Origin of the sequence: Streptomyces paromomycinus (assembly GCF_003865155.1) — a bacterium.
GTDB lineage: Bacteria > Actinomycetota > Actinomycetes > Streptomycetales > Streptomycetaceae > Streptomyces > Streptomyces chrestomyceticus.
In genome coordinates, this window is record NZ_BHZD01000001.1 from 5216394 (window position 1) to 5237783 (window position 21390).

A 21390-nucleotide genomic window follows, 5' to 3' on the forward strand; every position below is an offset into this window, starting at 1 on the left:
GGCTTGCTATGTGCACGTGTGGTTCCCCCTCCAGAACCCTCGTCCAGCATTCCGACCCTGAGTCCAAAACAGCACAAAACCTCCAGCAATGACCCTGTTCTTGGGTCTAGCCGCAGACGGCGATGAGAAATCAAAGCGGACTTCGATAGGTAAACGGGTTGAGGAAGGGGGGTATGGGATATCAACCGTTCGTCATTGAGAACAAGGCGCCTGTCTGGGAAATGGATCCGACGGACGTTCAATACGGATGACAGATGGGACTCGCCGCCACCGATCAAAACGCACCTTCACAGTTCAGGACGGCATCAGATGACTGAAGGCCCTTGATGCTCGAGTTTCTCATCGTGCCCGGCTGCTCAGCGGGTCGTTCTCAGGCTGCGGCATCCATCATCAGGCTGGACCGCCAGGCGATGGCGGCTGCCCGTATCCGGTTGTCCACACCGAGCTTGAGGAGGACGCCCCGCACATGGTCTTTGACGGTCTCCACACTGATCGTCAGGCGTACGGCGATCTCGCGGTTGTTCAGCCCTTCACTGATCAGGGTGAGCACCTCGCGCTCGCGCTCGGAGAGAGAGTCGAGCCGATCCAGTATCTCCGGGGGAAGGGTGGCTGCCAGCCGCGATTCCTTCGGGGCCCGAGCGGACCGCAGGAATCCGTCGATGATGGTACTGGCCACCGAAGGGGAAAAGGCCCATCCCTTTCGCGCCACTTCGTGGACCGCCTGCACAAGCTGCCTTGGATTGCAGTCCCGGAGCAGGTAGCCATTAGCTCCGGCGATCAGCGCACGCTGCACCTGATCACCCTCGTCGTCCCCGGCGAGCACCAATACCCCCGGCGATTTGGAGAGTCCGCGCAGCTGCCGGACGGGGTTGAAGCTCCCTCGCATCGCTCGTGTGCTGAACAGGACTACGTCGGGCCGCATTGAGCGGACCAACTGGAGAGCCTGGAGAGTGCCGCCGTCCGCCACCACCCTAAGGCCGTCTTCCATCTCCAGCAAGATGCGCAGAGAAGCACGGGCGAGCCCCTCGTCATCTATTACGGCGACTTCTATCACGTGCAGGTACCCCTACGTATGAGCCTCACTCGATTCATAGTACAGAAACTGCACATAGGAGCTGACCACCTCAGCGCCCCCTGTTGAGGGGTAGCCGTCACTGCTCACCCCCCCTGATGGGCCGGGTGGCCTCCCCCTGGTGGGTCGGGAGTCTGCACTTTTCCCCAATATCAGGGGTGTGCATGAATCCATAAGCCTCATAGATTGAGGATCGCGCTACTCAGCCGCATGCAACTCAGTGAAACGGAAAAAGTCGTGACCGCGTACTCAGTTCTCCTGCCGTTTCTGCCTCGACGGCCAGAACAGGTGCTGCCGTACGCTGCCTTGGTTCAATGGACCCGGGCACAGCGGTTGTGGCAAGGCCAGGCCCTGTACGTCGAGCCGCACCAGGGGTTTGCATATGCGGCCGGTGCAGGTTTCCGTGTCCCTGTCGGGCTAGGCGTGACGTTGATGCCGTTGCGGCATCCTTATGAGGCGGCCCTACAGGCCAGGTCGTTGGCCATGGCGACCGGGCAGCCGGTAATCGCCGGTTTCGGCCCGGGCGCGAAGCAGTTCCAGCGCGGGTTGCTCGGCGCCTCGTATACGAGTCCGCTCACCGCCGCGCGGGAGTATCTGACGGTGATCCGCAGACTGCTGGACGGTGACATCCAAAGCGCGCGGGAAGGCGAGTACTTCGGCTGCGGCGCAGAATTGGCCGCGTTCCCTGCGCCGCGAGTGGACATCGGCCTTGGGGTGCTCCGCCCGGGCATGGCCCGCCTCGCCGGTGAGATCGCCGATGTGGCCATCACGTGGCTGACACCGGCGTCCTACCTGCGGGAGACCGTGGTGCCCGCGCTGCGAGAAGGGGCGGAGGCGGCAGGTCGCCCCGTACCGCGGCTGACCGCGATCGTGCCGCTGGCACTGAACCGTCCTGGCCACACGGCCGCGGAGGTGGCGCTGGCCAGCAACGCCGCCCACATCCGGGCGCCGCACTACATCGACATGCTGCGCAGGTCGGGAGTAGATGTCGCCGGCGACGACCCGCTCACCCATGCCGCCGCACTGATCAAGGGCGGCGCGTTCCTCAGCGGGGATCTTCTCGACATCGCTGCGCAGCTGGCGGACTACCGGGTCGCGGGAGTGGACGAAGTCGTGCTGAACGTAACCGGTGTGTGCAACGTGAGCGGCCCGCAAGCGGCCATGGAAGAGCTAAAGACGCTACTGGCCGAACTTGCCTGAGCCGTACGGATCAGGCACTGACAGGACCGACCACGCAGCGGGCGCGATCACCTTGGCGGCCCATACGTGGTGAAGAGGAAAAGAGATCATGGTTGACGGGATCAAAGGGCGGCTGGCGGCCTGGGCCACGGGCCGGGGCCCGGTAGGCGACACCGCCGCCGGGGAGCTCGACTCCCCCATCGGGACCGCGCTGATGGTGCTGGAAAGCCCCGACCACCTCACGCAGGTCCTCGATTCGGACCTCGTCACCCCGGGCACGACGTTGTTCGTGCCCGGCCAAGGGGGTAGCGCCGACGGCCCGCTCATCGTCGGATACGAGGGATCTCTGAGCGCGCCCGGCACAGAGTTCTCGATGTCTTCCGGCACCGACACTTTCTACCTTCAGGTGCAAAGTTACGGAATCAGCGAGTACATGTCTGTGATCGGTCCGACGCTGATCCGCATCGCCGATGTGGCGGACTTCGCCGTCTTCCTCGCCGACGCCGACCGGGCACGGCTGGATGGTGACTTCGTCGACTTCTTGGGCCACCCCGTCATCCAGCTCGCGGACCTTGCGGGGTTGGGCGCGGCCGTCACGGGTGACGGTCCTCGGCGACGGCTGTACGTGGGAGCGGACGGGCGACTCTCCCTCTCGCCCGGTGGGTGCCGGCTGGGGTCCGTGGGTGATGACTGGGCCACGCTGCAAGCGGAGTGGTCCCGCGTTGCGGGGGCCGACGCACACCCCGGCTCAGCCTGCCTGGGGGATGTGCTTCCCGAACAGGTGCGCGTACCGGTGCTGGCCTCGCGGCCCTGGCTCAGTCGGTACTTCGCGGCGCTCGACGGCATACGCCGAATCCGCGTCATGGGCCTGCCCGTCCCTCGGGTGTCCGGGTTCGGGGGCCGTCTGATGGCTGGGTTGCCGGATCCGTCCGACACCATGCAGTCCTCGGACGCCACCGGCACCGATCTCCCCCTCTTGCTCTGGACCGACGAGGAGGCGTACCTCTACAGCGCGGTCACGCACCGGACATTCCGGTTGGCGCTCCCCGCCGCCGAACTCGTCGAGACGCTGATGGTGTGCGGATCGGTCGAGGCGGCTGCCTCCTTCGCCGACCGGGACGCGCTGCGACAGGTCACCGCGTGCTTCGGGGAAGCAGGCGTGCGGCTGACCACGGCCGAGCCGCTTGCGGCTGGTGCCTCAGTCCGATGAGTGAGCAGAGGATTCCGGGCCGGGCAGGCGAACTGCTGGCCGAACTCGGGGAGCGTGCGGTACTGCACGACCTGTACGACGAGGTCGGCTCTGCCGTCTACCACGACATGGCCGGGCGTGATCGACACGAGGTACGTGAACTTTTGGCCCTCGTGCGCCGCACTCCGGGCCCGGTGCTGGATCTCGCCGCGGGCTCGGGTCGGCTGACCCTGCCGCTGTTGGCCTTGGGCCGCGAGGTCACCGCGCTCGATCTCTCGCCGAGCATGCTCGCCCTGCTGCGGGAGCGGCTGGCCCAGGCTCCTGCGCCCCTGGCAGAGCGCTGCACCGTCGTCCGGGGCGACATGAGCGACTTCTCGCTGCGCCGGCGATTCCCCGTGGTCGTGTTGGGCACCACGTCGGTCTCACTTTTGGACCAGGCCGGACGGGCCCGGCTCTACGAGTCGGTTCGCGCGCACCTGGAGCCCGGCGGACGCTTCCTGCTGACCACTGTGGACGCGGACCCGGGCTACACGGGCCCACTCGAGATCGAGCAGACGTACACGACCAGCGGCGGCACGGAATACCGCATCTTCGATCACTGGGTGCCGGGGGACGCCGTACGGACCGTCACCATCTTCCCTGCCCACCCTGCCCACCCTGCCGACGGACCGACGGCCGTGTGCACCAGCAACGTCGGGGTACTGCCCGTCGGCCAGTTGCGGGACGAACTTGCCCAGGCGGGCTTCACGGTCCGCAGCCAACAGCAGTTGCCCGCCGTTAGCCCGCGCTTGACCGACGTACTTCTGGAGACGGAGAGCTGCGCATGACATCCGAGCTCAGGCCGTTGTGGCCCGCGTTGCTCCCTGCCGAGCACCACGGTGATGATGCGCTGTGCGCGGTGTCCGCCCAGGGTGTGCGGGTCCGCTTCGCCGACGGGCGCGAACTACTCGACGGCTCCAGCGGGCTGTGGAACACCAACCTCGGCTACGGCAATCCGGCCGTCGCCCGGGCGGCGGCCGAGGCCCTGCTGAACGCCTCGTACCTCAGCGTCTTCCGCTACGAGAACACCTACGCGCGCCTGGCCGCGGCAGCGCTGATCGAGGCGTGCGGCCCCGAACACTACGCACGCGTCCTGTTCTCGACATCCGGCGGAGCGGCCAACGACCTGGTCATGAAGGTAGCCCGGCACTACCACGCGCTGCGCGGCGAGCCCCGGCGCAAAGTCATCGTAGGGCTGCGGGGCAGCTACCACGGGCTGACCTTCGGTGGGTTCGCGCTGACTGGCGAGGACCTCGGGCAGCAGGTGTACGGCGTCGATCAGCGGCTGGTCCGCCACGTCACCCCCAACGAGCCGGCCGAGCTGGCGACGCTGCTAGTCAGGCAGGGCGCGCAGACCGCTGCCGTCGTGGTCGAACCCGTACTGGGCACCGGAGCGGTGCCGCTCACCGAGGAGTACGTCGCCGAGCTTCTGCGGCTCCGTGATGTCCACGGGTTCTTGCTGGTGGCGGACGAGGTGGCGACCGGCTTCGGCCGCACCGGCACGCTCTTCGCCTCGGAACGGTGGCCGGCTCCGCCCGACCTTCTGATCTCCTCCAAAGGGCTGACCAACGGCACCAGCGCGGCGGCCGTCGTGGTCGCCTCGCGAGAGGTGGCCGCGGCCTTCGACGAGGCCGGTGGGGTGCTCAGCCATGGCGAGACGCAGGCAGGCACCCCCGTCACCTGCGCGGCGATCCTGGCGACCCTTTCGGAGATGCAACGGCTGGACGCGGTGGCCCAGGGCCGGAGGCTGGCTGTGCGACTGGACGAGGAGCTTGACGAGATGGTCGCCGGGCACCCCCTGGTGTCACACACCGAGGGCATGGGACTCTTCCGGTCCATCCGCATGGTCACGACCGACGGCGCGCCGTTCCCTCAGACCGAAGTCCCCGCGCTGGTCGGCGCGGTCCGAACGGCGGGTGCCATCGTGCACCCCGGACTGAACGGCGTTCAGCTCTTTCCCGCGCTCACGTACGCCCCCGCCGAACTTAAGGAGCTGCTGGAGTGCGTACGGGCCGGGCTGGACGCGTACGTGGCGAGCGGTAGATCTGGCCAGGGACGTCGGCCTCACACCGAGGCACGCGGATGATCGCCGGCCCCGGAGGTCCCACGCGGGTGCTGCACGGTCTCGGCCGGCTCTCGGACCTCTTGACAGGCCGACCCGGCCGGCGCGTCGGATTGCTGGTGGACGAGGGCGTAGCCGAGTCCGAAACCGTGAGGCGCGTGCGGGACCGGTTCGAACGGGCCCGATCCCGCATCGAGCTCACCGTTCTCGCCGGGCCGGGAGACCTGGGCGCCGTCATGGAGTCGGCACATCAACTGGGTGGCTCCGAGATCGTGGTGGGCGTCGGCGGCGGCTCACTGCTCGATCGCGTGAAGCTGGCCACGCTCGTGTGTTCGGCTTCGGACGTGGCGCAGCGCATCGCGGTGCCGCAGCGCAGCGGACTAGTCGTGCTGCCACCCGGCCGGGCCCGCACGGTGCCACTCATCACCGTGCCCACCACAGTGGGCACGGGGGCAGAGGTAAGCGCGGTGGCCTGTCTGACATCAGCATCCGGCAAACGGCTGGTGATGGGTGCGGGCTTGCGGCCCGAATGCGCTCTGCTGGACCCGGTGGCGACCCGGTCCCTGCCGAGCGAGCTGGTCGCCGAGGGGGTCCTGGAAGCGCTGTTCCGGGTCGCCAGCCCTTACATCGGCGACGACCACGACCTGCCGACCGAGGACGCCCTGACGGAAACCGTCGCGGAGCAACTGGTACGCCTGGGCAACACCGTACGCGACGACCGGTTGGCGGGACGCGCCATCGGGGACGAAGTGCGCCTGGAAGCAGCGAAGCTGAGCGGTCACACCCATGCGGAGTGGCTGCACCTCGGCCGGGACGCCTACGCCGTCAAAGGCTGGCTCATCGCCAACGAACTGTCGACGGCGGTGGGCGTGCGCAAGATGACCGCTGTGGCGGCGCTCCTGCCGCACCTGTGGCGGTCCATCGCTGAAGGGGACGCACGGTGGGGTTCCGCACCGCGCCTGCACCGCCTATGGGGGCGGCTGCGTGGCATCGGCTCGCGGCCGCTGCCGGCCGACCCGGCACTCGGCATGACCGCGCTCCTGGACTCCTGGCGTATCGAGCGGCGCATCAACCTCGACGCGGAGCGCTTGGACGCCCTGGCCCGACACACGGTGCACGCCTGGGGTGCCGGGCTGCCCATGCTCGGTCGCCTGACGGTGGACGAGGTACGCGGCCTGTTGGCGAAGGCATCCGCGCACCGCCCCCGGCCCGCGCATGACCGGCAATGAATAAGACTTCCGCTCCCATTCTCTCAGTGGGTGCGGATGCCAAGAGAAACACCTGCGGAAAATGCTAAGGGGAAAGATATGCAGGAGAGCGCCAATCACGAGCTGGAGCTCGGTATGCAGGAGCTGGAAGCCATGGAGGCCCCGGGCTTCTGGTCGACTGCCGCAGGCGTCGGGGCGGGTATATCCGTCACCGGTGCCGTGGGCTACAGCATCGCGTGGGGTATCTCAGTTTCCGTCGCCACGTGATACGGCGCGCGACCGAATTCCACACCGCGCCCGTAGCGCCGGCGCAGCCAGGTGGGCAGACAAACCCTCACTCGAATGGTTACTGAAAACAAGAGGTGTCACATGCACGATAAGAAGAGCCACGAGTCGACGCTGGAGCTCGGTATGCAGGAGCTGGAGGCGATGGAGGCCCCGGGCTTCTGGTCGGGCTTCCAAACCGGCGTCACGATCAGCGCCGCCAGCCTCGCGTCGTCCGTCGCGTACAGCGGCCTGACCGTCGCGGCCAGCATCGTTACCTGACCTGGCCCCAGGCCCGCTCAGTCCTCGCGTGCTTCGGCCGATGCGTGAGCGACCCCTGAGCATGAGGTGCCGTGGTGGCAGCAGACGTGCCGCCGCCACGGCACTCTCACACTTCATATCCCCACTTCCCCAATAAAGAGGCCATTATGCCCAACGATCAACAGCGGAAGCTGATACTGATCCCCGTCTTTATCCTCGCGCCCCTCATAGCGCTGCTCGTCATTGTCAATCTGACCGCGACCGGGGTTGCAAAGATCAGCCTCATGGTAGTTCTGATAGCGGCTTTGATGGTCTGCGTCGGGTTCATCGCCGCGGGTATCGCACGGAGCCGCCATGAGTGACGGAGCAGTCGTCAGCTTTCGCGGCGTTACGAAGAAATTCGGTACCACTACGGCCGTCGACAACCTGTCCTTCGACGCCGAACCGGGGCGTGTGGTCGGGTTGCTCGGCAGCAATGGGGCCGGCAAGACAACGTCTTTGCGCATGCTGCTCGGTCTGGCCCGGCCCACCGCTGGGTACGCCACTGTATTCGGTCGTTCTTACCAGTACCTGCCCGACGCCGCTCGTCGGGTCGGCGTCAGCATGGACGGGATCGGTGAGCTGCCGGGCGCGACCGGCCGAGGAGCCCTGACCACTTGGGCGAGGATGCTGGGCCTGCCGAAGGGGCGCGGGGACGCGGTCCTGGACCGTGTGGGCCTTGCCGACCGGGCGGACCGCAAAGTCAAGGCTTACTCGACCGGCATGCGGCAGCGGCTGTCCCTGGCTGTGGCCCTTCTCGCCGATCCCGAACTGCTCGTGCTCGACGAACCGGCCAACGGGCTTGACCCGGATGGCATCCGCTGGCTGCGCGACACGCTGCGCTCCCTCGCTGACGAGGGGCGCACCGTGCTGCTCTCCAGCCACCTCCTCGCCGAGGTCGAACAGACCGTGGACGACGTGGTCATCATGCAGCGGACTCTGCGCTACGCCGGTCCGCTCTCCGACCTCACATCAGACGGCGCGGAGCGCCTGGAAGACCGCTTCTTCGCACTGGTGGGCGACGGAACGGAAGGGAAGGCCCATGTCTAGTGTCATAGCCGGCGAGTGGCGGAAGGCGTGGACCGGCCGCGCCTGGTGGGTACCGGCTGCGATCGGCATCTTCATGTCATTGCTGGCGAGCCTCGGATTCGCCACACAGGGTGACCAACTCCTCACCGAAGGGAAGACCACCGCCACCGCGGTGACCGGCGACATCGTCCGGCAATGGATGATGATGCTGCTGTTCTCCTCGCTCCTCGGCGCGGTCCTCACCTCCCGGGAGTACGCCACCGGGACCATCACGCGGTCGGTGCTGCTGAGCGGCAGCCGCAAGCGGCTCTTCTCCGCCAAGCTCGTCGTGGCCACGGTCATGGGCGTGCTGTACGGACTGCTCGCCGTGGGGCTGGCCGTCGCCTCCAGTTGGGGAATGATGGCGAGGTTCGGCCGCGAACCGGAGTGGACCCAGGAAACCTGGCTGATCGTTCTCGGAGTCTTCCTGTGCACCGCGCTCTCCGCGCCGTGGGGCACCTTCCTCGGTTGGATCATCCGCAACCAGATCGGCGCGGTGGGGACCCTGATGGCGCTCACTCTTCTCCTCGAACCCGCTCTACAGCGACTGTTCCCGGCAGGTGCCAAGTACCTGCTGACGATCGCCATGAGTTCGGTCTACCGCGACGGGAAGCCCGAGTTGCTGTCCGAGCCGATCGCCCTGGTGGTCATAGCCGGCTGGTTGGCCGTTGCCTGGCTCATCGCCCGCAAGCTGTTCACCTCTAGAGACGTTGCATAAGGCGCGACCAGACATGGCCAGTAAGACGGCATCAGCCGAGTTGGACCCGGGCCTCCTGGCACGCCCGCGCATCGCCGCCGATGTGGCGGTGCACGAGCCGGCCGAACCAGGCGCCCCCTGGGTGATCCAGCGGGGCAGCAACCGGTACTTCCGCGTCCAGGCCGACCTGGCCCGGCTCGTCCAGGCCGTCGACGGCTCCCGCGACCACGCCGGGCTGGCCGCGACGCTGGGTTCGCCGTGGACCGAGCGGGATGTGCACACCGCGGTCCGCCGGCTGGCGGCCGGTGGCCTGTTGGACGACGGGTCAAAGCTCCGGCGGCGCAACACCTGGTTCCGCTTCGTACCTCCGCTGACCTTGCAGTTCACCCTCATGAAGCCGGAACGGCCCTTGGCTCGGCTGATCCCCGTCATCAAGGCGGTGGCCAACCGGGTCGGCGCCGTGATCGCGGCGGTGTTCGGGCTGGGCGGGCTGCTGGCCCTGGCATTCCAGTCGTCCGCTGTGGTGGACGCCCTGGGCAGGCCGCTGCCCCCCATGGTCTATCTCGCCGTCCTGGCCGGGGTGCTGGCCACCACAGTGGTGCACGAGATGGGGCACGGCGCGGTGCTCACCTACTACGGCGGGCGGCCCAGCCGCATGGGTGTGATGCTCTTCTACCTGACGCCTGCGTTCTTCTGTGACGTCTCCGACGGCTGGCGGCTGCCGCATCGTGGACAGCGGGTGAAGGTCGCGTTGGCCGGTGTGGTGACCCAGTGGGTCATCGCCGGCTCCGCAGCGGTATGCGCCCTGTTCCTGGACGCGCCGCTCACCACCGGGCTGCTCATTTTCGCGGTCGTCACCTACGTATCCGGGCTCCTGAACCTGCTTCCCTTCGTCAAGCTCGACGGCTACCTCGCGCTGATGAGTCACCTGGACATCCCGCACCTGCGGGACCGCTCGATGACCGACGCCCGCCGTTTCCTGGCGAAGGCTCTCTTCGGCGGACGGTTCGAACGTGAGCTGCCGCAGCATTCCTGGGCGGTTCCTTACGGACTGGTCTGTCTGGTTTTCCCGCTCTACCTGGTCGGGACGGCGCTCAGCCTATGGGGAGATGCGCTCCAGGGCATGGGCGCGTTCGGTGCGTCCCTCGTGTTGTGCGGCATCAGTTGCCTCGTCTTCCACCTCGGGCGCGGCGGCGTGAGGCTGGCTCGCGAGGCGCGGAGGGCCGGGGCTCGCCCGTGGCGGATCGGTGCCGCGGCCCTGCTTGTCGCCTCGGCCGCGGCCGCTGTGCTCGGCTTCGTCAAGGTTCCCTACACCATCAACGGCAGCTACGCGCTGCTCGGTGGCGGGCGCGCCGAACTGGTGCTGCCCCCTTCGGCCGACCGCTCCCTCGTCCGAGAAGGCGCCCCCGTCGAGCTGTTCCGGGCCGGCGTCACGATGAGTAAGCGGACCGGTTCCGCGGCCGTCCAGGCTCCGCGGGCCACGGAGACGCTCGCGCCCCTGTCCATGCTCCTGCCTGTACGCAGCGACTCGTTCCCGATGCCCGTCATCAGCTATCCGTTGGCCCTGCGGGCGACGCCCGAGGACGCCCGGGGAGTGGCGCGGCTGGACGCCGGCGACCGGTCGCTGGGCGAGTGGCTATACGGCAAGCACGTCGCTCCCGCCTTCCGCTGGTAGAGCCGCGCACGGGCGAGCGCGGCCCCGGCCGACGACTCAATGAACAACGAGGGACAACTCATGGATCTGCGGTACCTGGATTTCTGCCCCACCGGCAGCCCTTTTTACGACCTCCCCACGGACCGTCCGAAGGCTGCGGACTTCGCGGCCGTGGACGCGCCCCTTCCTGCGGGGTGGACCCGTACCGCCGGGCCCGAATGGGTGTCCCTCTGCCCCCGGGCCGCCGACCTCCCGGACCAGGGCTGGAAGATCCATGTCTCGGCCACGCCGGACAACGCCGGGAAAGTCCTCGATGCCGTCCAGGGGTACTGCACACAGCACGCCATCCCCTACAAGTTCCTTCGTGGTCTCGATGTGCTGCGTCGGCGTAATGGCAAGTACGGGGACCGTGGCTCCAGCGGCAAGTTCGTCACCGTTTACCCTCGTGACGAGGCGCTGTTGTCGACGGTCCTGCAGGAACTGGGCGATGAGCTGGACGGCGAGCCCGGCCCGTACATCCTCAGTGACCTGCGCTGGCGGCAGGGTCCGCTGTATGTGCGTTACGGCGGGTTCACCGCCCGCATGGGCCGTAATGAGGCGGGCGAAGAGGTCTACTGCATCGAGGACCCGGACGGCCGACTGGTGCCCGATGTACGCGGCCCCGGATTCCGGCCGCCGCAGTGGGTCGAACTGCCGGAGTGCCTGGTCCCGGCGCTGGCGGCACGCAACGCAGGCACGCTGAAAGACTTCCCCTTCCGTGCCACCAAGGCGCTGCACTTCTCCAACGGCGGGGGTGTCTACCAGGCGACGGACATCCGCAGCGGCACCGATGTCCTTCTCAAGGAGGCCCGTCCGCTGGCCGGCATCGACGACACCGGCGCCGATGCAGTCGCCCGGCTGCGGCGGGAGGCGTGGGCCCTGCGCCAACTCTCCGGCCTGGCCTGCATACCCGGGCTGATCGAGTTCCGCGGTGGCCACGAGCACTATTTTCTCGCCAGGGAGTTCATCGACGGAACCTCCCTCAGCAAGGAGCTGTACCGGCGGAACCCGCTGATGAACTCCGACCTGTCCGCGGACCGGCCCAGCGCGTATGCCGCATGGGCACTGGCGGTCCTGGACCAGGTCGAGAGCGGGCTCGACGCCATGCACGAGCGGGGCGTGGTTTTCGGCGACCTGCACCCGAACAATGTCCTCATCCGTTCGGACGGCACGGTTTCCTTCATCGACTTCGAGGCGAGCAGCGAACCCGGTGATACCGCCAAGCAAGCGTTCGCCGCCCCGGGGTTCCTGGCGCCGGACGGCTACACAGGCGTCTCGATCGACCGGTACGCGCTGGGCTGCCTGCGGCTCGCGGTCTTCGTCCCCATGACGGTCGTGATGTCCTGGGCCCCGGAGAAGGTCCGCCAGTTGATCGACCTGGTCGAAGAGCGCTTCCCAGTGCCGGCGGACTTCGCCGGGCAGGTCTGGCGCGATCTGGGCCCGCTGCCCGCCCGGGACACCGGGGCATCGGTCCCCACGTCCTCCGGCGTCGGCCGCACCGTCTCCCGGTCGGCCACCGGGAGTACTCCTCAGCCCGAGCCCCTTTGGTCACAGCCGGAACCGGCGGACTGGCCCGGCCTGCGCACGAAGCTCGCCGACAGCATCCTGTCCACCGCCACCCCGGACCGCGGCGACCGCCTCTACCCGGGCGACATCGAGCAGTTCTGTACGCCCGCGGGCGGTTTGAGCTTCGCGTACGGTGCCGCCGGCGTGCTGTGGACGCTCGCCGAGGTGGGCGCGACCGTTCCCGAGGAGCATGTCGACTGGCTGGCCGGTGCCGGCAGCCGACTGGTCGATGCCCGTCCGGGCTTCTACGACGGACTCGCCGGGGTCGCCTTCGCGCTGGACCGTCTCGGCCACGCCGATGAGGCGCGTGAGCTGCTCGACCGGGCTGCGGCGGCGCCCTGGCCGGACCGGCAGCAGGATCTGCTCGGGGGCCTCGCGGGTACCGGGCTCACCCTCCTGCACTTCGCTCGGCGGACGGGCGAGACGGCGCTCATGGAACAGGCCGTCCGCCTGGCCGAGGAGCTGACGAGCCGGGTCTCCCAGGGGCCCGCGGGTATAGCGAGCCGACGGGCTCCCGGCCTGCTGCGCGGAGCGGCGGGCGGCGCACTGTTCCTGCTGCGGCTGTACGAGGAGACTGGGGAGCCCAAGTTCCTGCACCACACGGTGGAGGCGCTCCGTACTGATCTGAGCAGCATCGGCTGGCTCCCGAAGGCCGACGCGACCGAAGGCAAGCCCTTGCGGACACCGTCGATTGCCTTTGGCAGCGGTGGTCTTGGCATGGTCCTCCATGACGTGCTCCAGTATTGCGAGGATCCCGAGCTGGCCTCCGCGCGCGACGCGTTCCGGCAGGCTGCCGGACAGCACTTCCTGATGCAAGCCGGCCTGTTCCACGGCCGGGCGGGCGTGCTTCTGGCGCTGCACCACCTGCGCGACGACGCGGCGGGCGAGCACGTAGTGCGTGAGCACCTGACCCATATGGGTCTGCACGCCGTCCCGCACGAGGGCCGGCTGCTGTTTCTCGGGGACCACAACCTGCGCCTCTCCACGGACCTGGCCACGGGCACGGCGGGCGTGCTGCTGGCTCTGGAAGCCGTGCTGGGGACAGGCGGGGCCCGGCTTCCCTTCTTCGGGTACCGGACGGAGGGCTGAGCGTTGCGACCGGCCAGCACACGTTTCTCGGTGGTCTGCCCGACCTACAACCGGTCCCGGCTGATCGCGCAGACCTTGGACTCGGTCCGTTCCCAGTCCGTCACCGACTGGGAACTCCTGGTCGTTTCGGACGGCAGCACTGACGACACGGAGGACTGGGTCCGTGCGGCGGTCGGCCGGGACCCGCGCATCCGGCTGATCCGTACTGAGCGGCACGGTCACCCCAGCGGGCCGCGCAATCGCGGACTGGCGGAGGCCCGGGGTGAATTCATCGCCTATCTGGACCACGACGACGTGTGGCATGAGGCCCACTTGAGCGCGCTCCTCACGGCCTTCGAGAGCGGCGGCGACGTGGTGGCGACCGGATTCGAGCTACGGGACGAGGAGGGCCGGGTCACCTCCTCGTCCCGCCCGCTGGAGATGTGCTGGCACCCGGAGATCCAGGCGCTTGGCGCAGTCTTCGAACCTTCGCGGGTGGCGCACCGGCGCGGCTGTGCGGAGCGCGTCGGCGGGTGGCGCACCGGGGACGGTATGGAGGACTGGGACCTGTGGCTACGCCTGGCCGACGCGGGGGCGCGCTTCGTCACGGTCCTGGACCGTACGGCCAGCCTGCTGGACTCCGCCGGCACACGTCGGCACCACATCGCCGGCCGGCACCACCTGCGCGTCGCCGCCTTCGACAACGTACGACACGCACACGCCGCCCTGAGTGAGCTGCGCTCCGGGCGCCACACGAGCACGCTCCGGGCAGCTTGCGCCCAGGACACCCGGGCCTGGCTGCGGCGCATGGCCGCGTCGCGGGACTTCGTCAGGCCCCTGGGCTGGAACGGCGATGTGGAGGCGGAGCTGGCGGAGGGCTGGGGTGAAGCCGACGGATCATGGTCGGAACTGGTCCTCGTGCAGCGCGCGGGCCGATTCGAGCTGGCGCTGCCGCTGGCCTGCGCCACCGTCGAGCACGCCGAGCGCATCACGGCCATGGTCCGGCGCCTCCAGCCGGCACAGTGGGCGCTGATCGACGAGATCATCGCCGCGTGCGGGGCGCCGGGGGCCTATGCGTACGCCCCCGCGGGGAGCGGGCCGGTATGAAGGCACTCGTCCTGGCCGGCGGCACCGGCAGCCGACTGTGGCCGATCACCCACACCGCTGCCAAGCAACTCATTCCGGTCGCCAACAAACCGGTGCTCTTCTACGGCATCGAAGCGCTGGTCATGGCCGGTATCACCGAGATCGGGGTGGTGGTCGGGGACACGGCGCAGGAGATCCAGGCGGCCCTCGGCGACGGTGCCCGGTTCGGCGCCCGGGTCACCTATCTGCGGCAGGACCGGCCTCTGGGGCTGGCACACGCCGTCCGCGTGGCCCGGGACTGGCTGGGCGACGAGGACTTCGTGATGTACCTCGGGGACAACTTCGTCGTCGGCGGTATCGCCGGCGTCGTCCAGAGGTTCCGCACCACCCGGTGCGGCACCCGGCTGTTGGTCACCAAGGTGCCGGACCCCTCGGCGTTCGGCGTCGCCGAGGTCACGCCCGAGGGGCGGGTGGTCCGGCTGGAAGAGAAGCCGGCGCGGCCCCGCAGCGACCTGGCGGTCGTCGGGGTCTACCTCTTCACCAGCGCGGTGCACCGTGCCGTCGCCGCCATCGAGCCCTCGGCGCGTGGCGAGCTGGAGATCACCGACGCCATCCAGTGGCTGATCGACTCGGGACACGACGTGGTCGCCGAGACCATCGACGGCTACTGGAAGGACACCGGCGATGTCGCCGACATGCTGGAGGTCAACCAGCGTGTGCTGGCAGACCTCGAACCCGCCGTCCGGGGAGCCGTGGACAGCGCCAGCGTGCTGCTCGGACCGGTGCGGATCGAACCAGGGGCCGAGATCGTGCGCTCGCGCATCGTGGGCCCGGCCGTCATCGGAGCGCACACCACCGTGCGCGACTCCCGCATCGGTCCCGCCACATCGGTCGCCGAGGGCTGCGCCGTCATCGAAAGCGACGTGGAGTTCTCCATCGTCCTACGAGATGCGCGGATCACCGGCGCCGGCCGCATCGAGGGCTCCCTCATCGGCCGCGCCGTGCAGGTCACCGGCGCAGCCAGGACACCGCAAGCACACCGGCTCGTCCTGGGTGACCACAGCCGCATCCAGCTCGCATCCTGAGTTTCCGAGAGAAAGACCGCCTTCCCCATCATGAAGACCCTCGTCACCGGAGGAGCCGGCTTCATCGGCTCCCACTTCGTCCGTTCCCTGCTGGCCGACGGCACGGGGCAGGAGGCGGTCACCGTCCTGGACGCCCTGACCTACGCGGGCAACCTCGCCAATCTCCGGTCCGTGCAGGGCGATCCGCGGCTGCGCTTCGTACAGGGTGACATCCTCGACAGCGCGCGTGTCGCCGAGTTGGTGGCCGGACACGACGCCGTGGTAAACCTCGCCGCTGAATCGCACGTGGACCGCTCCATCGCCAACGGCGCCAAGTTCTCCTCCACCAATGTGCTCGGTACTCAGACGCTGTTGGAAGCTGCCGTCCAAGCCGGTGGAGTCACCGTCGTCCATGTCTCCACCGACGAGGTGTACGGGTCCATACCCATAGGCTCATGGACCGAGGAGGAGCCGCTCGCGCCCAACTCCCCCTACGCGGCGGCCAAGGCGGGCTCCGACCTTCTGGCCCTCGCCTACCACCGCACCCATGGCCTCGATGTACGGATCACCCGCTGCTCCAACAACTACGGTCCCTACCAGTTCCCCGAGAAGATCATCCCGTTGTTCATCACCCGCCTCCTGCAAGGGCGCAAGGTGCCGCTGTACGGCGACGGCAGCCAGATACGTGACTGGCTGCACGTGGTGGACCACTGCCGCGCCATCCGGCTCGTGCTGGAAGGCGGCCGGGCCGGCGAGATCTACAACGTGGGCGGCGGCACCGAGCTGACCAACAAGCACCTCACCGATCGCCTCCTGGACGCCTGCGGCGCGGACTGGGACAGCGTCGAGCACGTAGCGGACCGCAAGGGGCACGACCAGCGGTATTCGGTGGACTGGTCCAAGATCCGCGACGAGCTCGGCTACGAGCCGCGCCACACTTTCGACGAGGGACTGGCGAGCACCGTGTCCTGGTACCGGCAAAACCGCGACTGGTGGAGACGCTGACAACCACACCGATTCGGCGTGTGATCATACTCACGGCCCGCACCGACCTCCCTCACATTGCCTTCTCGGAGGTTCTGCCTTGGGCGCCTGGTGCTCCGAGACGGCACGGCTTTCTTCCGGTGCGCGGTGCAGGCTGAATCGATGCACGCCATGCGTGAGCGATGCGTGAGCGGACGATCCGGCACAGGTCGTTCTGTGCTGGATCGTCCATCGATACGAAGGGGGCTAATCGGGCGTAAATGGACCGTAAAGGAGCCGGTGGGACCGCTTAGCACGGCCCCACCAGGACTTTTAATCCATTGGTTCAGGGTTCGAGCCCCTGATGGCCCACCGCGGAAGGTCCGGGAAAACCCCGTCGACCTGCCACGTAGCGCCCCGGTCGGACTCCTCCGACCGGGGCGCTACGGCGTTTTCCGGTACGGGCGGGGCAAGAGGCCGAAGCCCACCGGACGAAGTTCACGGGCCGCGTTCGAGGAGGGTCTGGCGCGGCGGACAGCCGTAGGCGGCATGGTAGGCGGCGGCGAACCGGCCGGGCCGGGCGAAGCCCCAGCGGGTGGCGACGGCGGTGACGGTGGACCCGGTGGTGGGGTCGGCGGCCAGCAGGTCGGCGTGGGCGTGGGCGAGGCGGACCCGGCGCAGGTAATGCATCGGTGTGGTGCCCAGGTGACGGCGGAAGGCGAGTTGCAGGGCCCGGATGCTGACGTGGACGGCCGCCGCGATGTCGGCCACGCTGAGGTCGGTGTGGGCGTGCTCGTCGATGAAGGCGACGGCGCGGCGCACCGTGACCGGGTGGGCGTCGTGGCGGTCCTCGATGGTGGGATCGGTCAGCGCGGTGTTGGGGAACGTGCTGAGCACGCCGGCCGCCATGTACTGGGAGGTGACGGAGACGAGCAGCTCCTGTCCGGGCATGGCCGGGTCACGGCGGACGGTGTCGAGCAGGTGGGCCATGGCGTGCCGTAGGTGCCGCCCGGCGGCGGGCGAGCACGGCCGGTCACCGGTCAACCGCACCGTCCGGGCCCGGCGGCCGGGAGCGGTGGCGGCCACCTTGGCCAGCAGGCCCGGTTCGAGTGCGAGGAGGTCGTAGCGGGCACGCTGGATGACGCCCGCGTAGGACCGGTCGTGCGGGGTGTACAGGAACAGGTCCCCGGGGCCGAAGGTGCCTTCGTCCCCGTCGGGAAAGTACTGGCGGACCATGCTGCCGGACCGCACGCTGCATACGAGGACCCGGCCGATGACGTCTGCCTGGTGACTGAGGTCGCAGGTGATCTCCAGCTGGTCCACGGCGACCGGCCCCACCACATCGCGCGTGACGCGTGCTCGGGAGCTCTCGGCGTCACTGCCGAGCTGCATCCTGGTGTAGGCCCTGCTGAGGAACTCCTCGGTGAGCTCCAGGTCGGTGCTGTCGAAATGGAACGATTCCATGGCCCTTCTCCTCGGTCAGGCGTGGGCGCGAAGGTGGGGGAGCCGCTGTCCGCGGGCTGACCAGGCGCGGGGACGTCCGCCTCGCCGCCGTCAAACAGCGGTGGAAAGCCTGCGACAGCTCCCGCAGGCCGGTTCGGGTGGCTGCGGGGCGAGCGGCGCGGGCGTTGCGCCCCTCCGCTGATCAGGGCGGGAGCTGACTGAGCGTCTCCCGCGGGGAACGGCCGTAGGCGCGGCGGTAGTCGGCGGCGAAGCGACCGGGATGAAGGAAGCCCCAACGGGCCGCGATGACGGTCACGGTGGCATCGGTCCCGGGACCGGCGGCCAGCAGATCCCGGTGGGCGTGGGCGAGGCGGACCCGGCGCAGGTAGCTGACGGGCGTGGTGCCCAGGTGGCGGCGGAAGGTGAGCTGGAGGGCACGGATGCTCACGCGGGCGGCGGCGGCGATGTCGGCGGCGCTGATGTCCGCGTCGGCGTGGTCCTCGATGAACGTGACGGCGCGCCGCAAGGTGGCCGGGTGGGCGTCGCGGCGGTCCTGGATTCCGGGGTCGGTGACCACGTTGTTCGGGAAGGTGTTCAGCACGCTCGCCGCCAGGAGCTGGGAGGCGGCGGAGGTGATCAGCGGCGCGTCGCGGACCGCCGGTTGCGCCAGCACGTCGTCGCGCAGGTGTTCGATGGTGCGTTGCAGGTTCTGGGCGGCGGCCGGGGAGACGGGGCGGTCGCCGGTCAGCCGGACGGTGTCGGGCCGCCGGCCGGGCAGCGCGGTGGCCACCTGGTCCAGGAGTACGGGATCGAACATGATGAGGTGGTAGCGGGCACGCTGGATGACGCCGGCGTACGGCCGGTCGTGGGGGGTGTACAGGAACGCGTCCCCGGGGCCGAACAGGCTCTCCGTTCCTCCCCCGTACTGACGCACGATGGTGCCGGACTGCACCGTGCACAGACAGACCTTGCCGATCGGCTGCGCGTCGTGGCTCATGTCGTAGTCGAACGCGAGCCGGTCCACGCTGGTGGACCCCACGCTGTTCCGCGAGACCTGCGCCCTGGTGTGTTCCGCGGCGCCGCCGATCTTCATCCTGGTGTAGGCCCTGCTGAGGAACTCCTCGGTGAGACCCATGTCTTCGCTGTCGAACTTCAGTGTGCCCATGCTGTCCTCGCTCCTACGACGGCGGTGGCCAGCAGCTTCTTCGGGGCGGGGGCCGGGGCGGTGTTCTGGTGCGCAGGCGGGTACCGGTGCCGCAGCGGGGGGCGCGTCCCGTTCCGGACGACGACCCGGGCGCCCCACGTCCGGGGCCGGTGTTCACGGAATCGGCGGCTCCGGTGCCCGGTCCGCCCGGCGAAGGCTTTCATGACCGCCCCCTCGCGGTGGCCGGTCCCACTGCCGCCGACCGCTTCTCGTTCTCACCGTACTGCGCGGGCTGAACGAGGTGCTCGAACAGGCGGCAAATCCTCGGCCGGGCACGGGCGACGGCCCGGCCGGCGGGCCCGGCCGAGCGGCCTGTCGTCCCAGGAAGGCTTCGTCCTGTGGATGGTTCCCGCCCGGAGCTGCGCGTTCACGGCTTCGCTCGGTGTGCTGCCGATTCGGGATCCACCGGAGGAGAGTCACGGGAAGTACGAGAGCGGCCGGCCTCGTGGGTGGGCCGGCCCAGGCCCCGGCCGGAGTTTCCCCGGGGCGCAGGTGACCGGTGACTGCGCCAGGGCTCGGAGCAGCCCCCCGGCCACGGTGCGGGCCGGACGACAATTATCTGGTCCGTTCCTGACGCACGTGCACAGAACACGTCGCCGTCATGGAGACGGACGCCAATGACGGGCGGCCCGTAATGTTCACCACCGAGCGTGAGGCTCGTATCGCACAGGTCGTCATCGACCTCGTCCACCGGCCGGCGGACTTCGATCCGCTGGAACTGCTGCACGACCTGACCGCGCGGGCGGTCGAGCTGCTGCCGGTACGCGGCGCCAGCATCACCGTCCTGGACGACGGCCGGGTCAGCTACATCACCGCGTCCGACGAGGTGTGCCGTGAGCTGACCGAGAACCAGGTCGATCTGTACGAAGGGCCCTGTATAGACAGTGCGCGCACCCGGAAGCCGCTGGAGCCGGCCGCGCTCGACGAGCGGTGGCCGCGCTTCGCTCCGTACGCCCATGAGGCCGGCATCTCGGCGATGGCCGCGGTGAGCCTGCGCCTGCCGCAGACGCTGCTGGGCGCGCTCAACCTGTTCATGACCCACCTGCCCTGCATGGGCGGCCCGGACCTGCAACTGGCCCAGACCCTGGCTGACACCACCGGCCTCACTCTGGCCCACCGGCATGAACTGGCCGACAAGAACACCGTCCTGGCTCAGCTGCAGACCGCGCTGGACAGCCGCCTGACCATCGAACAAGCCAAGGGCATGCTCGCCGGCCGCTTCGGCATCGACATGGACGAGGCGTTCGCCCGACTGCGCAACCACGCCCGCTACCAGCAGCGGAAACTGTCCGACGTGGCGGCCCAGGTCGCCCGCGGTGACGTGCCCGACGCGTTCCGCCCGGCCCGGTGAGGCCCATCCTTCGCCGGGCTCCCTCGGGCCTTCCTTCGCCCGCCACCCGCCGGAGGCGAACGCGCGTCCGGTTCCTGCCGCGGGCAAGGAAGCGCTTACGGCTGTCCGCCGGGGGGCGTGATGTCCCGCGATGAGTTCACCCGTTTCCTCACACGCCTGCGGCAGGCCGCCGCCGATGGACGCGACCTGTCCGCCGTCTCCGCCGTTTCCGCCGCCCGCCTGCTGCACTTACATGCCCTGACCTTGAACCTGCGGGGTCACTCGGGCGCGTTGGAACTCCTGTGGGGCACCCTGGCCGGTGACAGTCTCGGCTCCGCCCTGGAAGAGCTGCAGTACACACTGGGGGAAGGTCCTACCCTGGACGCCGCCCGCACCGGAGAGACCGTCACCGAGACCGACCTGACCACCCGGGCCGCCGCCGAGCGCTGGCCTGTCTTCACCGCCGCCACCCACGGCACATCGGCCCGCGCCGTCATCGCCACCCCCCTGCTTCTGGGCGTGGCCACCGCCGGTGTCCTGACCGGCTATCGCATCACCACGGGCCTGTTTCCCTTCGACCAGCGATGCGACCTCGACCTCTTCGCCCGCATCGCCCTGCACCTGCTGCTCAACACCCCGCCCCAGGCCGTGGCCGCCGGCACCGGTACGGGACCGCGACCGTACCTGTCCCTGCATCACGCCAAGGTCCACCAGGCCACAGGGTTTCTCAGCAGTCGGCTCGGCATTCCCCTGGAGGACGCCTTGCTCCGGCTGCGTGCCCACGCCTTCAGCGACAACCGCCGCCTGGTCGACGTCGCCCGCGACGTCATCGACGAACGCCTCGACCTCCATCCCGACGCTTGAGGCCGCATCAGCCGTAACGGCGCCGACCGGC

Annotated in this window: 20 protein-coding genes; 17 read left to right on the forward strand and 3 right to left on the reverse strand. The window is 68.9% G+C overall.

All coding sequences use genetic code 11. The features are described 5' to 3' along the window. Nucleotides 1–370: 370 nt before the first annotated feature. Nucleotides 371–1054 carry a LuxR C-terminal-related transcriptional regulator gene (locus OEIGOIKO_RS22135; protein WP_170251805.1) on the reverse strand — a complete coding sequence of 228 codons (684 nt, stop codon included), beginning with the start codon at nucleotides 1052–1054 and terminating at the stop codon, nucleotides 371–373. 228 nt (nucleotides 1055–1282) lie between these two features. On the opposite strand from OEIGOIKO_RS22135, the gene OEIGOIKO_RS22140 reads away from it, so the two are divergent. The 15 genes from OEIGOIKO_RS22140 (at nucleotide 1283) to rfbB (ending at nucleotide 16560) form a co-directional block, all read left to right on the forward strand. Then, a complete protein-coding gene (locus tag OEIGOIKO_RS22140; protein ID WP_218040005.1) occupies nucleotides 1283–2272 on the forward strand; it encodes an LLM class flavin-dependent oxidoreductase in 990 nt (329 codons plus the stop codon). Between the two features lie 88 nt (nucleotides 2273–2360). Beyond that, the gene (gene mpaB / locus OEIGOIKO_RS22145) at nucleotides 2361–3461 is read left to right on the forward strand and encodes a daptide biosynthesis RiPP recognition protein (RefSeq protein WP_174857202.1); all 1101 of its coding nucleotides are present in this window, start codon (nucleotides 2361–2363) and stop codon (nucleotides 3459–3461) included. Continuing rightward, the gene (mpaM, locus tag OEIGOIKO_RS22150) at nucleotides 3458–4267 is read left to right on the forward strand and encodes a daptide-type RiPP biosynthesis methyltransferase (RefSeq protein ID WP_125055497.1); all 810 of its coding nucleotides are present in this window, start codon (nucleotides 3458–3460) and stop codon (nucleotides 4265–4267) included. The genes mpaB and mpaM overlap by 4 nt, the downstream gene beginning before the upstream one ends. Next, nucleotides 4264–5565 carry a daptide-type RiPP biosynthesis aminotransferase gene (gene mpaD, locus OEIGOIKO_RS22155; protein ID WP_125055498.1) on the forward strand — a complete coding sequence of 434 codons (1302 nt, stop codon included), beginning with the start codon at nucleotides 4264–4266 and terminating at the stop codon, nucleotides 5563–5565. Before mpaM ends, mpaD begins: the two co-directional genes overlap by 4 nt. Continuing rightward, nucleotides 5562–6770, forward strand: a complete 1209-nt coding sequence (mpaC, locus tag OEIGOIKO_RS22160) for a daptide-type RiPP biosynthesis dehydogenase (RefSeq protein WP_125055499.1) — start codon at nucleotides 5562–5564, stop codon at nucleotides 6768–6770. Before mpaD ends, mpaC begins: the two co-directional genes overlap by 4 nt. Nucleotides 6771–6848: 78 nt before the next feature. Further along, complete coding sequence (locus tag OEIGOIKO_RS41720; RefSeq protein ID WP_170251809.1) at nucleotides 6849–7016, forward strand: daptide-type RiPP; 168 nt, start codon at nucleotides 6849–6851, stop codon at nucleotides 7014–7016. 102 nt (nucleotides 7017–7118) lie between these two features. Further along, nucleotides 7119–7295 (forward strand): daptide-type RiPP, encoded by a 177-nt coding sequence (locus tag OEIGOIKO_RS41725; RefSeq protein ID WP_170251811.1) that lies wholly within the window; start codon nucleotides 7119–7121, stop codon nucleotides 7293–7295. Nucleotides 7296–7369: 74 nt separating this feature from the next. Further along, complete coding sequence (locus OEIGOIKO_RS22165) at nucleotides 7370–7636, forward strand: hypothetical protein (protein ID WP_125055500.1); 267 nt, start codon at nucleotides 7370–7372, stop codon at nucleotides 7634–7636. Then, the gene (locus tag OEIGOIKO_RS22170; protein ID WP_125055501.1) at nucleotides 7629–8363 is read left to right on the forward strand and encodes an ABC transporter ATP-binding protein; all 735 of its coding nucleotides are present in this window, start codon (nucleotides 7629–7631) and stop codon (nucleotides 8361–8363) included. The genes OEIGOIKO_RS22165 and OEIGOIKO_RS22170 overlap by 8 nt, the downstream gene beginning before the upstream one ends. Beyond that, entirely contained in the window at nucleotides 8356–9099 is a 744-nt protein-coding gene (locus OEIGOIKO_RS22175) for an ABC transporter permease (RefSeq protein WP_125055502.1), read from the forward strand. The genes OEIGOIKO_RS22170 and OEIGOIKO_RS22175 overlap by 8 nt, the downstream gene beginning before the upstream one ends. Nucleotides 9100–9112: 13 nt before the next feature. Beyond that, a complete protein-coding gene (gene mpaP, locus OEIGOIKO_RS22180) occupies nucleotides 9113–10753 on the forward strand; it encodes a daptide biosynthesis intramembrane metalloprotease (RefSeq protein WP_125055503.1) in 1641 nt (546 codons plus the stop codon). A 60-nt stretch (nucleotides 10754–10813) separates the two neighbouring features. Next, the gene (gene lanKC, locus OEIGOIKO_RS22185) at nucleotides 10814–13426 is read left to right on the forward strand and encodes a class III lanthionine synthetase LanKC (protein ID WP_125055504.1); all 2613 of its coding nucleotides are present in this window, start codon (nucleotides 10814–10816) and stop codon (nucleotides 13424–13426) included. A 30-nt stretch (nucleotides 13427–13456) separates the two neighbouring features. Beyond that, nucleotides 13457–14512 carry a glycosyltransferase family 2 protein gene (locus tag OEIGOIKO_RS22190; RefSeq protein WP_246177485.1) on the forward strand — a complete coding sequence of 352 codons (1056 nt, stop codon included), beginning with the start codon at nucleotides 13457–13459 and terminating at the stop codon, nucleotides 14510–14512. Next, the gene (locus tag OEIGOIKO_RS22195; protein ID WP_125055506.1) at nucleotides 14509–15576 is read left to right on the forward strand and encodes a glucose-1-phosphate thymidylyltransferase; all 1068 of its coding nucleotides are present in this window, start codon (nucleotides 14509–14511) and stop codon (nucleotides 15574–15576) included. The genes OEIGOIKO_RS22190 and OEIGOIKO_RS22195 overlap by 4 nt, the downstream gene beginning before the upstream one ends. A gap of 30 nt (nucleotides 15577–15606) precedes the next feature. Continuing rightward, entirely contained in the window at nucleotides 15607–16560 is a 954-nt protein-coding gene (gene rfbB / locus OEIGOIKO_RS22200; RefSeq protein WP_125055507.1) for a dTDP-glucose 4,6-dehydratase, read from the forward strand. A 456-nt stretch (nucleotides 16561–17016) separates the two neighbouring features. On the opposite strand, the gene OEIGOIKO_RS22205 is transcribed toward rfbB, so the two are convergent. Further along, on the reverse strand, nucleotides 17017–17982 hold the full coding sequence (locus OEIGOIKO_RS22205; protein WP_125055508.1) for an AraC family transcriptional regulator: 966 nt from the start codon (nucleotides 17980–17982) through the stop codon (nucleotides 17017–17019). Nucleotides 17983–18163: 181 nt separating this feature from the next. Further along, complete coding sequence (locus OEIGOIKO_RS22210) at nucleotides 18164–19126, reverse strand: AraC family transcriptional regulator (RefSeq protein WP_125055509.1); 963 nt, start codon at nucleotides 19124–19126, stop codon at nucleotides 18164–18166. A 640-nt stretch (nucleotides 19127–19766) separates the two neighbouring features. Between OEIGOIKO_RS22210 and OEIGOIKO_RS22215 the strand changes: the two genes are divergently transcribed. Further along, nucleotides 19767–20516: a GAF and ANTAR domain-containing protein gene (locus OEIGOIKO_RS22215; protein ID WP_246177486.1), complete on the forward strand. Its 750-nt coding sequence runs from the start codon at nucleotides 19767–19769 to the stop codon at nucleotides 20514–20516. Between the two features lie 120 nt (nucleotides 20517–20636). Next, complete coding sequence (locus OEIGOIKO_RS22220) at nucleotides 20637–21359, forward strand: ANTAR domain-containing protein (RefSeq protein WP_125055510.1); 723 nt, start codon at nucleotides 20637–20639, stop codon at nucleotides 21357–21359. The last annotated feature ends 31 nt before the right edge of the window (nucleotides 21360–21390 follow it).

Coding starts and splice junctions, on each gene's coding strand:
- rfbB (WP_125055507.1), top strand. CDS start 15,607: ATGAAGACCCTCGTCACCGGAGGAGCCGGCTTCATCGGCTCCCACTTC.
- OEIGOIKO_RS41725 (WP_170251811.1), top strand. CDS start 7,119: ATGCACGATAAGAAGAGCCACGAGTCGACGCTGGAGCTCGGTATGCAG.
- mpaP (WP_125055503.1), top strand. CDS start 9,113: ATGGCCAGTAAGACGGCATCAGCCGAGTTGGACCCGGGCCTCCTGGCA.
- mpaM (WP_125055497.1), top strand. CDS start 3,458: ATGAGTGAGCAGAGGATTCCGGGCCGGGCAGGCGAACTGCTGGCCGAA.
- OEIGOIKO_RS22175 (WP_125055502.1), top strand. CDS start 8,356: ATGTCTAGTGTCATAGCCGGCGAGTGGCGGAAGGCGTGGACCGGCCGC.
- OEIGOIKO_RS22215 (WP_246177486.1), top strand. CDS start 19,767: ATGGAGACGGACGCCAATGACGGGCGGCCCGTAATGTTCACCACCGAG.
- OEIGOIKO_RS22220 (WP_125055510.1), top strand. CDS start 20,637: ATGTCCCGCGATGAGTTCACCCGTTTCCTCACACGCCTGCGGCAGGCC.
- OEIGOIKO_RS22195 (WP_125055506.1), top strand. CDS start 14,509: ATGAAGGCACTCGTCCTGGCCGGCGGCACCGGCAGCCGACTGTGGCCG.
- mpaC (WP_125055499.1), top strand. CDS start 5,562: ATGATCGCCGGCCCCGGAGGTCCCACGCGGGTGCTGCACGGTCTCGGC.
- OEIGOIKO_RS41720 (WP_170251809.1), top strand. CDS start 6,849: ATGCAGGAGAGCGCCAATCACGAGCTGGAGCTCGGTATGCAGGAGCTG.
- mpaB (WP_174857202.1), top strand. CDS start 2,361: ATGGTTGACGGGATCAAAGGGCGGCTGGCGGCCTGGGCCACGGGCCGG.
- lanKC (WP_125055504.1), top strand. CDS start 10,814: ATGGATCTGCGGTACCTGGATTTCTGCCCCACCGGCAGCCCTTTTTAC.
- mpaD (WP_125055498.1), top strand. CDS start 4,264: ATGACATCCGAGCTCAGGCCGTTGTGGCCCGCGTTGCTCCCTGCCGAG.
- OEIGOIKO_RS22170 (WP_125055501.1), top strand. CDS start 7,629: ATGAGTGACGGAGCAGTCGTCAGCTTTCGCGGCGTTACGAAGAAATTC.
- OEIGOIKO_RS22140 (WP_218040005.1), top strand. CDS start 1,283: ATGCAACTCAGTGAAACGGAAAAAGTCGTGACCGCGTACTCAGTTCTC.
- OEIGOIKO_RS22210 (WP_125055509.1), bottom strand. CDS start 19,126: ATGGGCACACTGAAGTTCGACAGCGAAGACATGGGTCTCACCGAGGAG.
- OEIGOIKO_RS22205 (WP_125055508.1), bottom strand. CDS start 17,982: ATGGAATCGTTCCATTTCGACAGCACCGACCTGGAGCTCACCGAGGAG.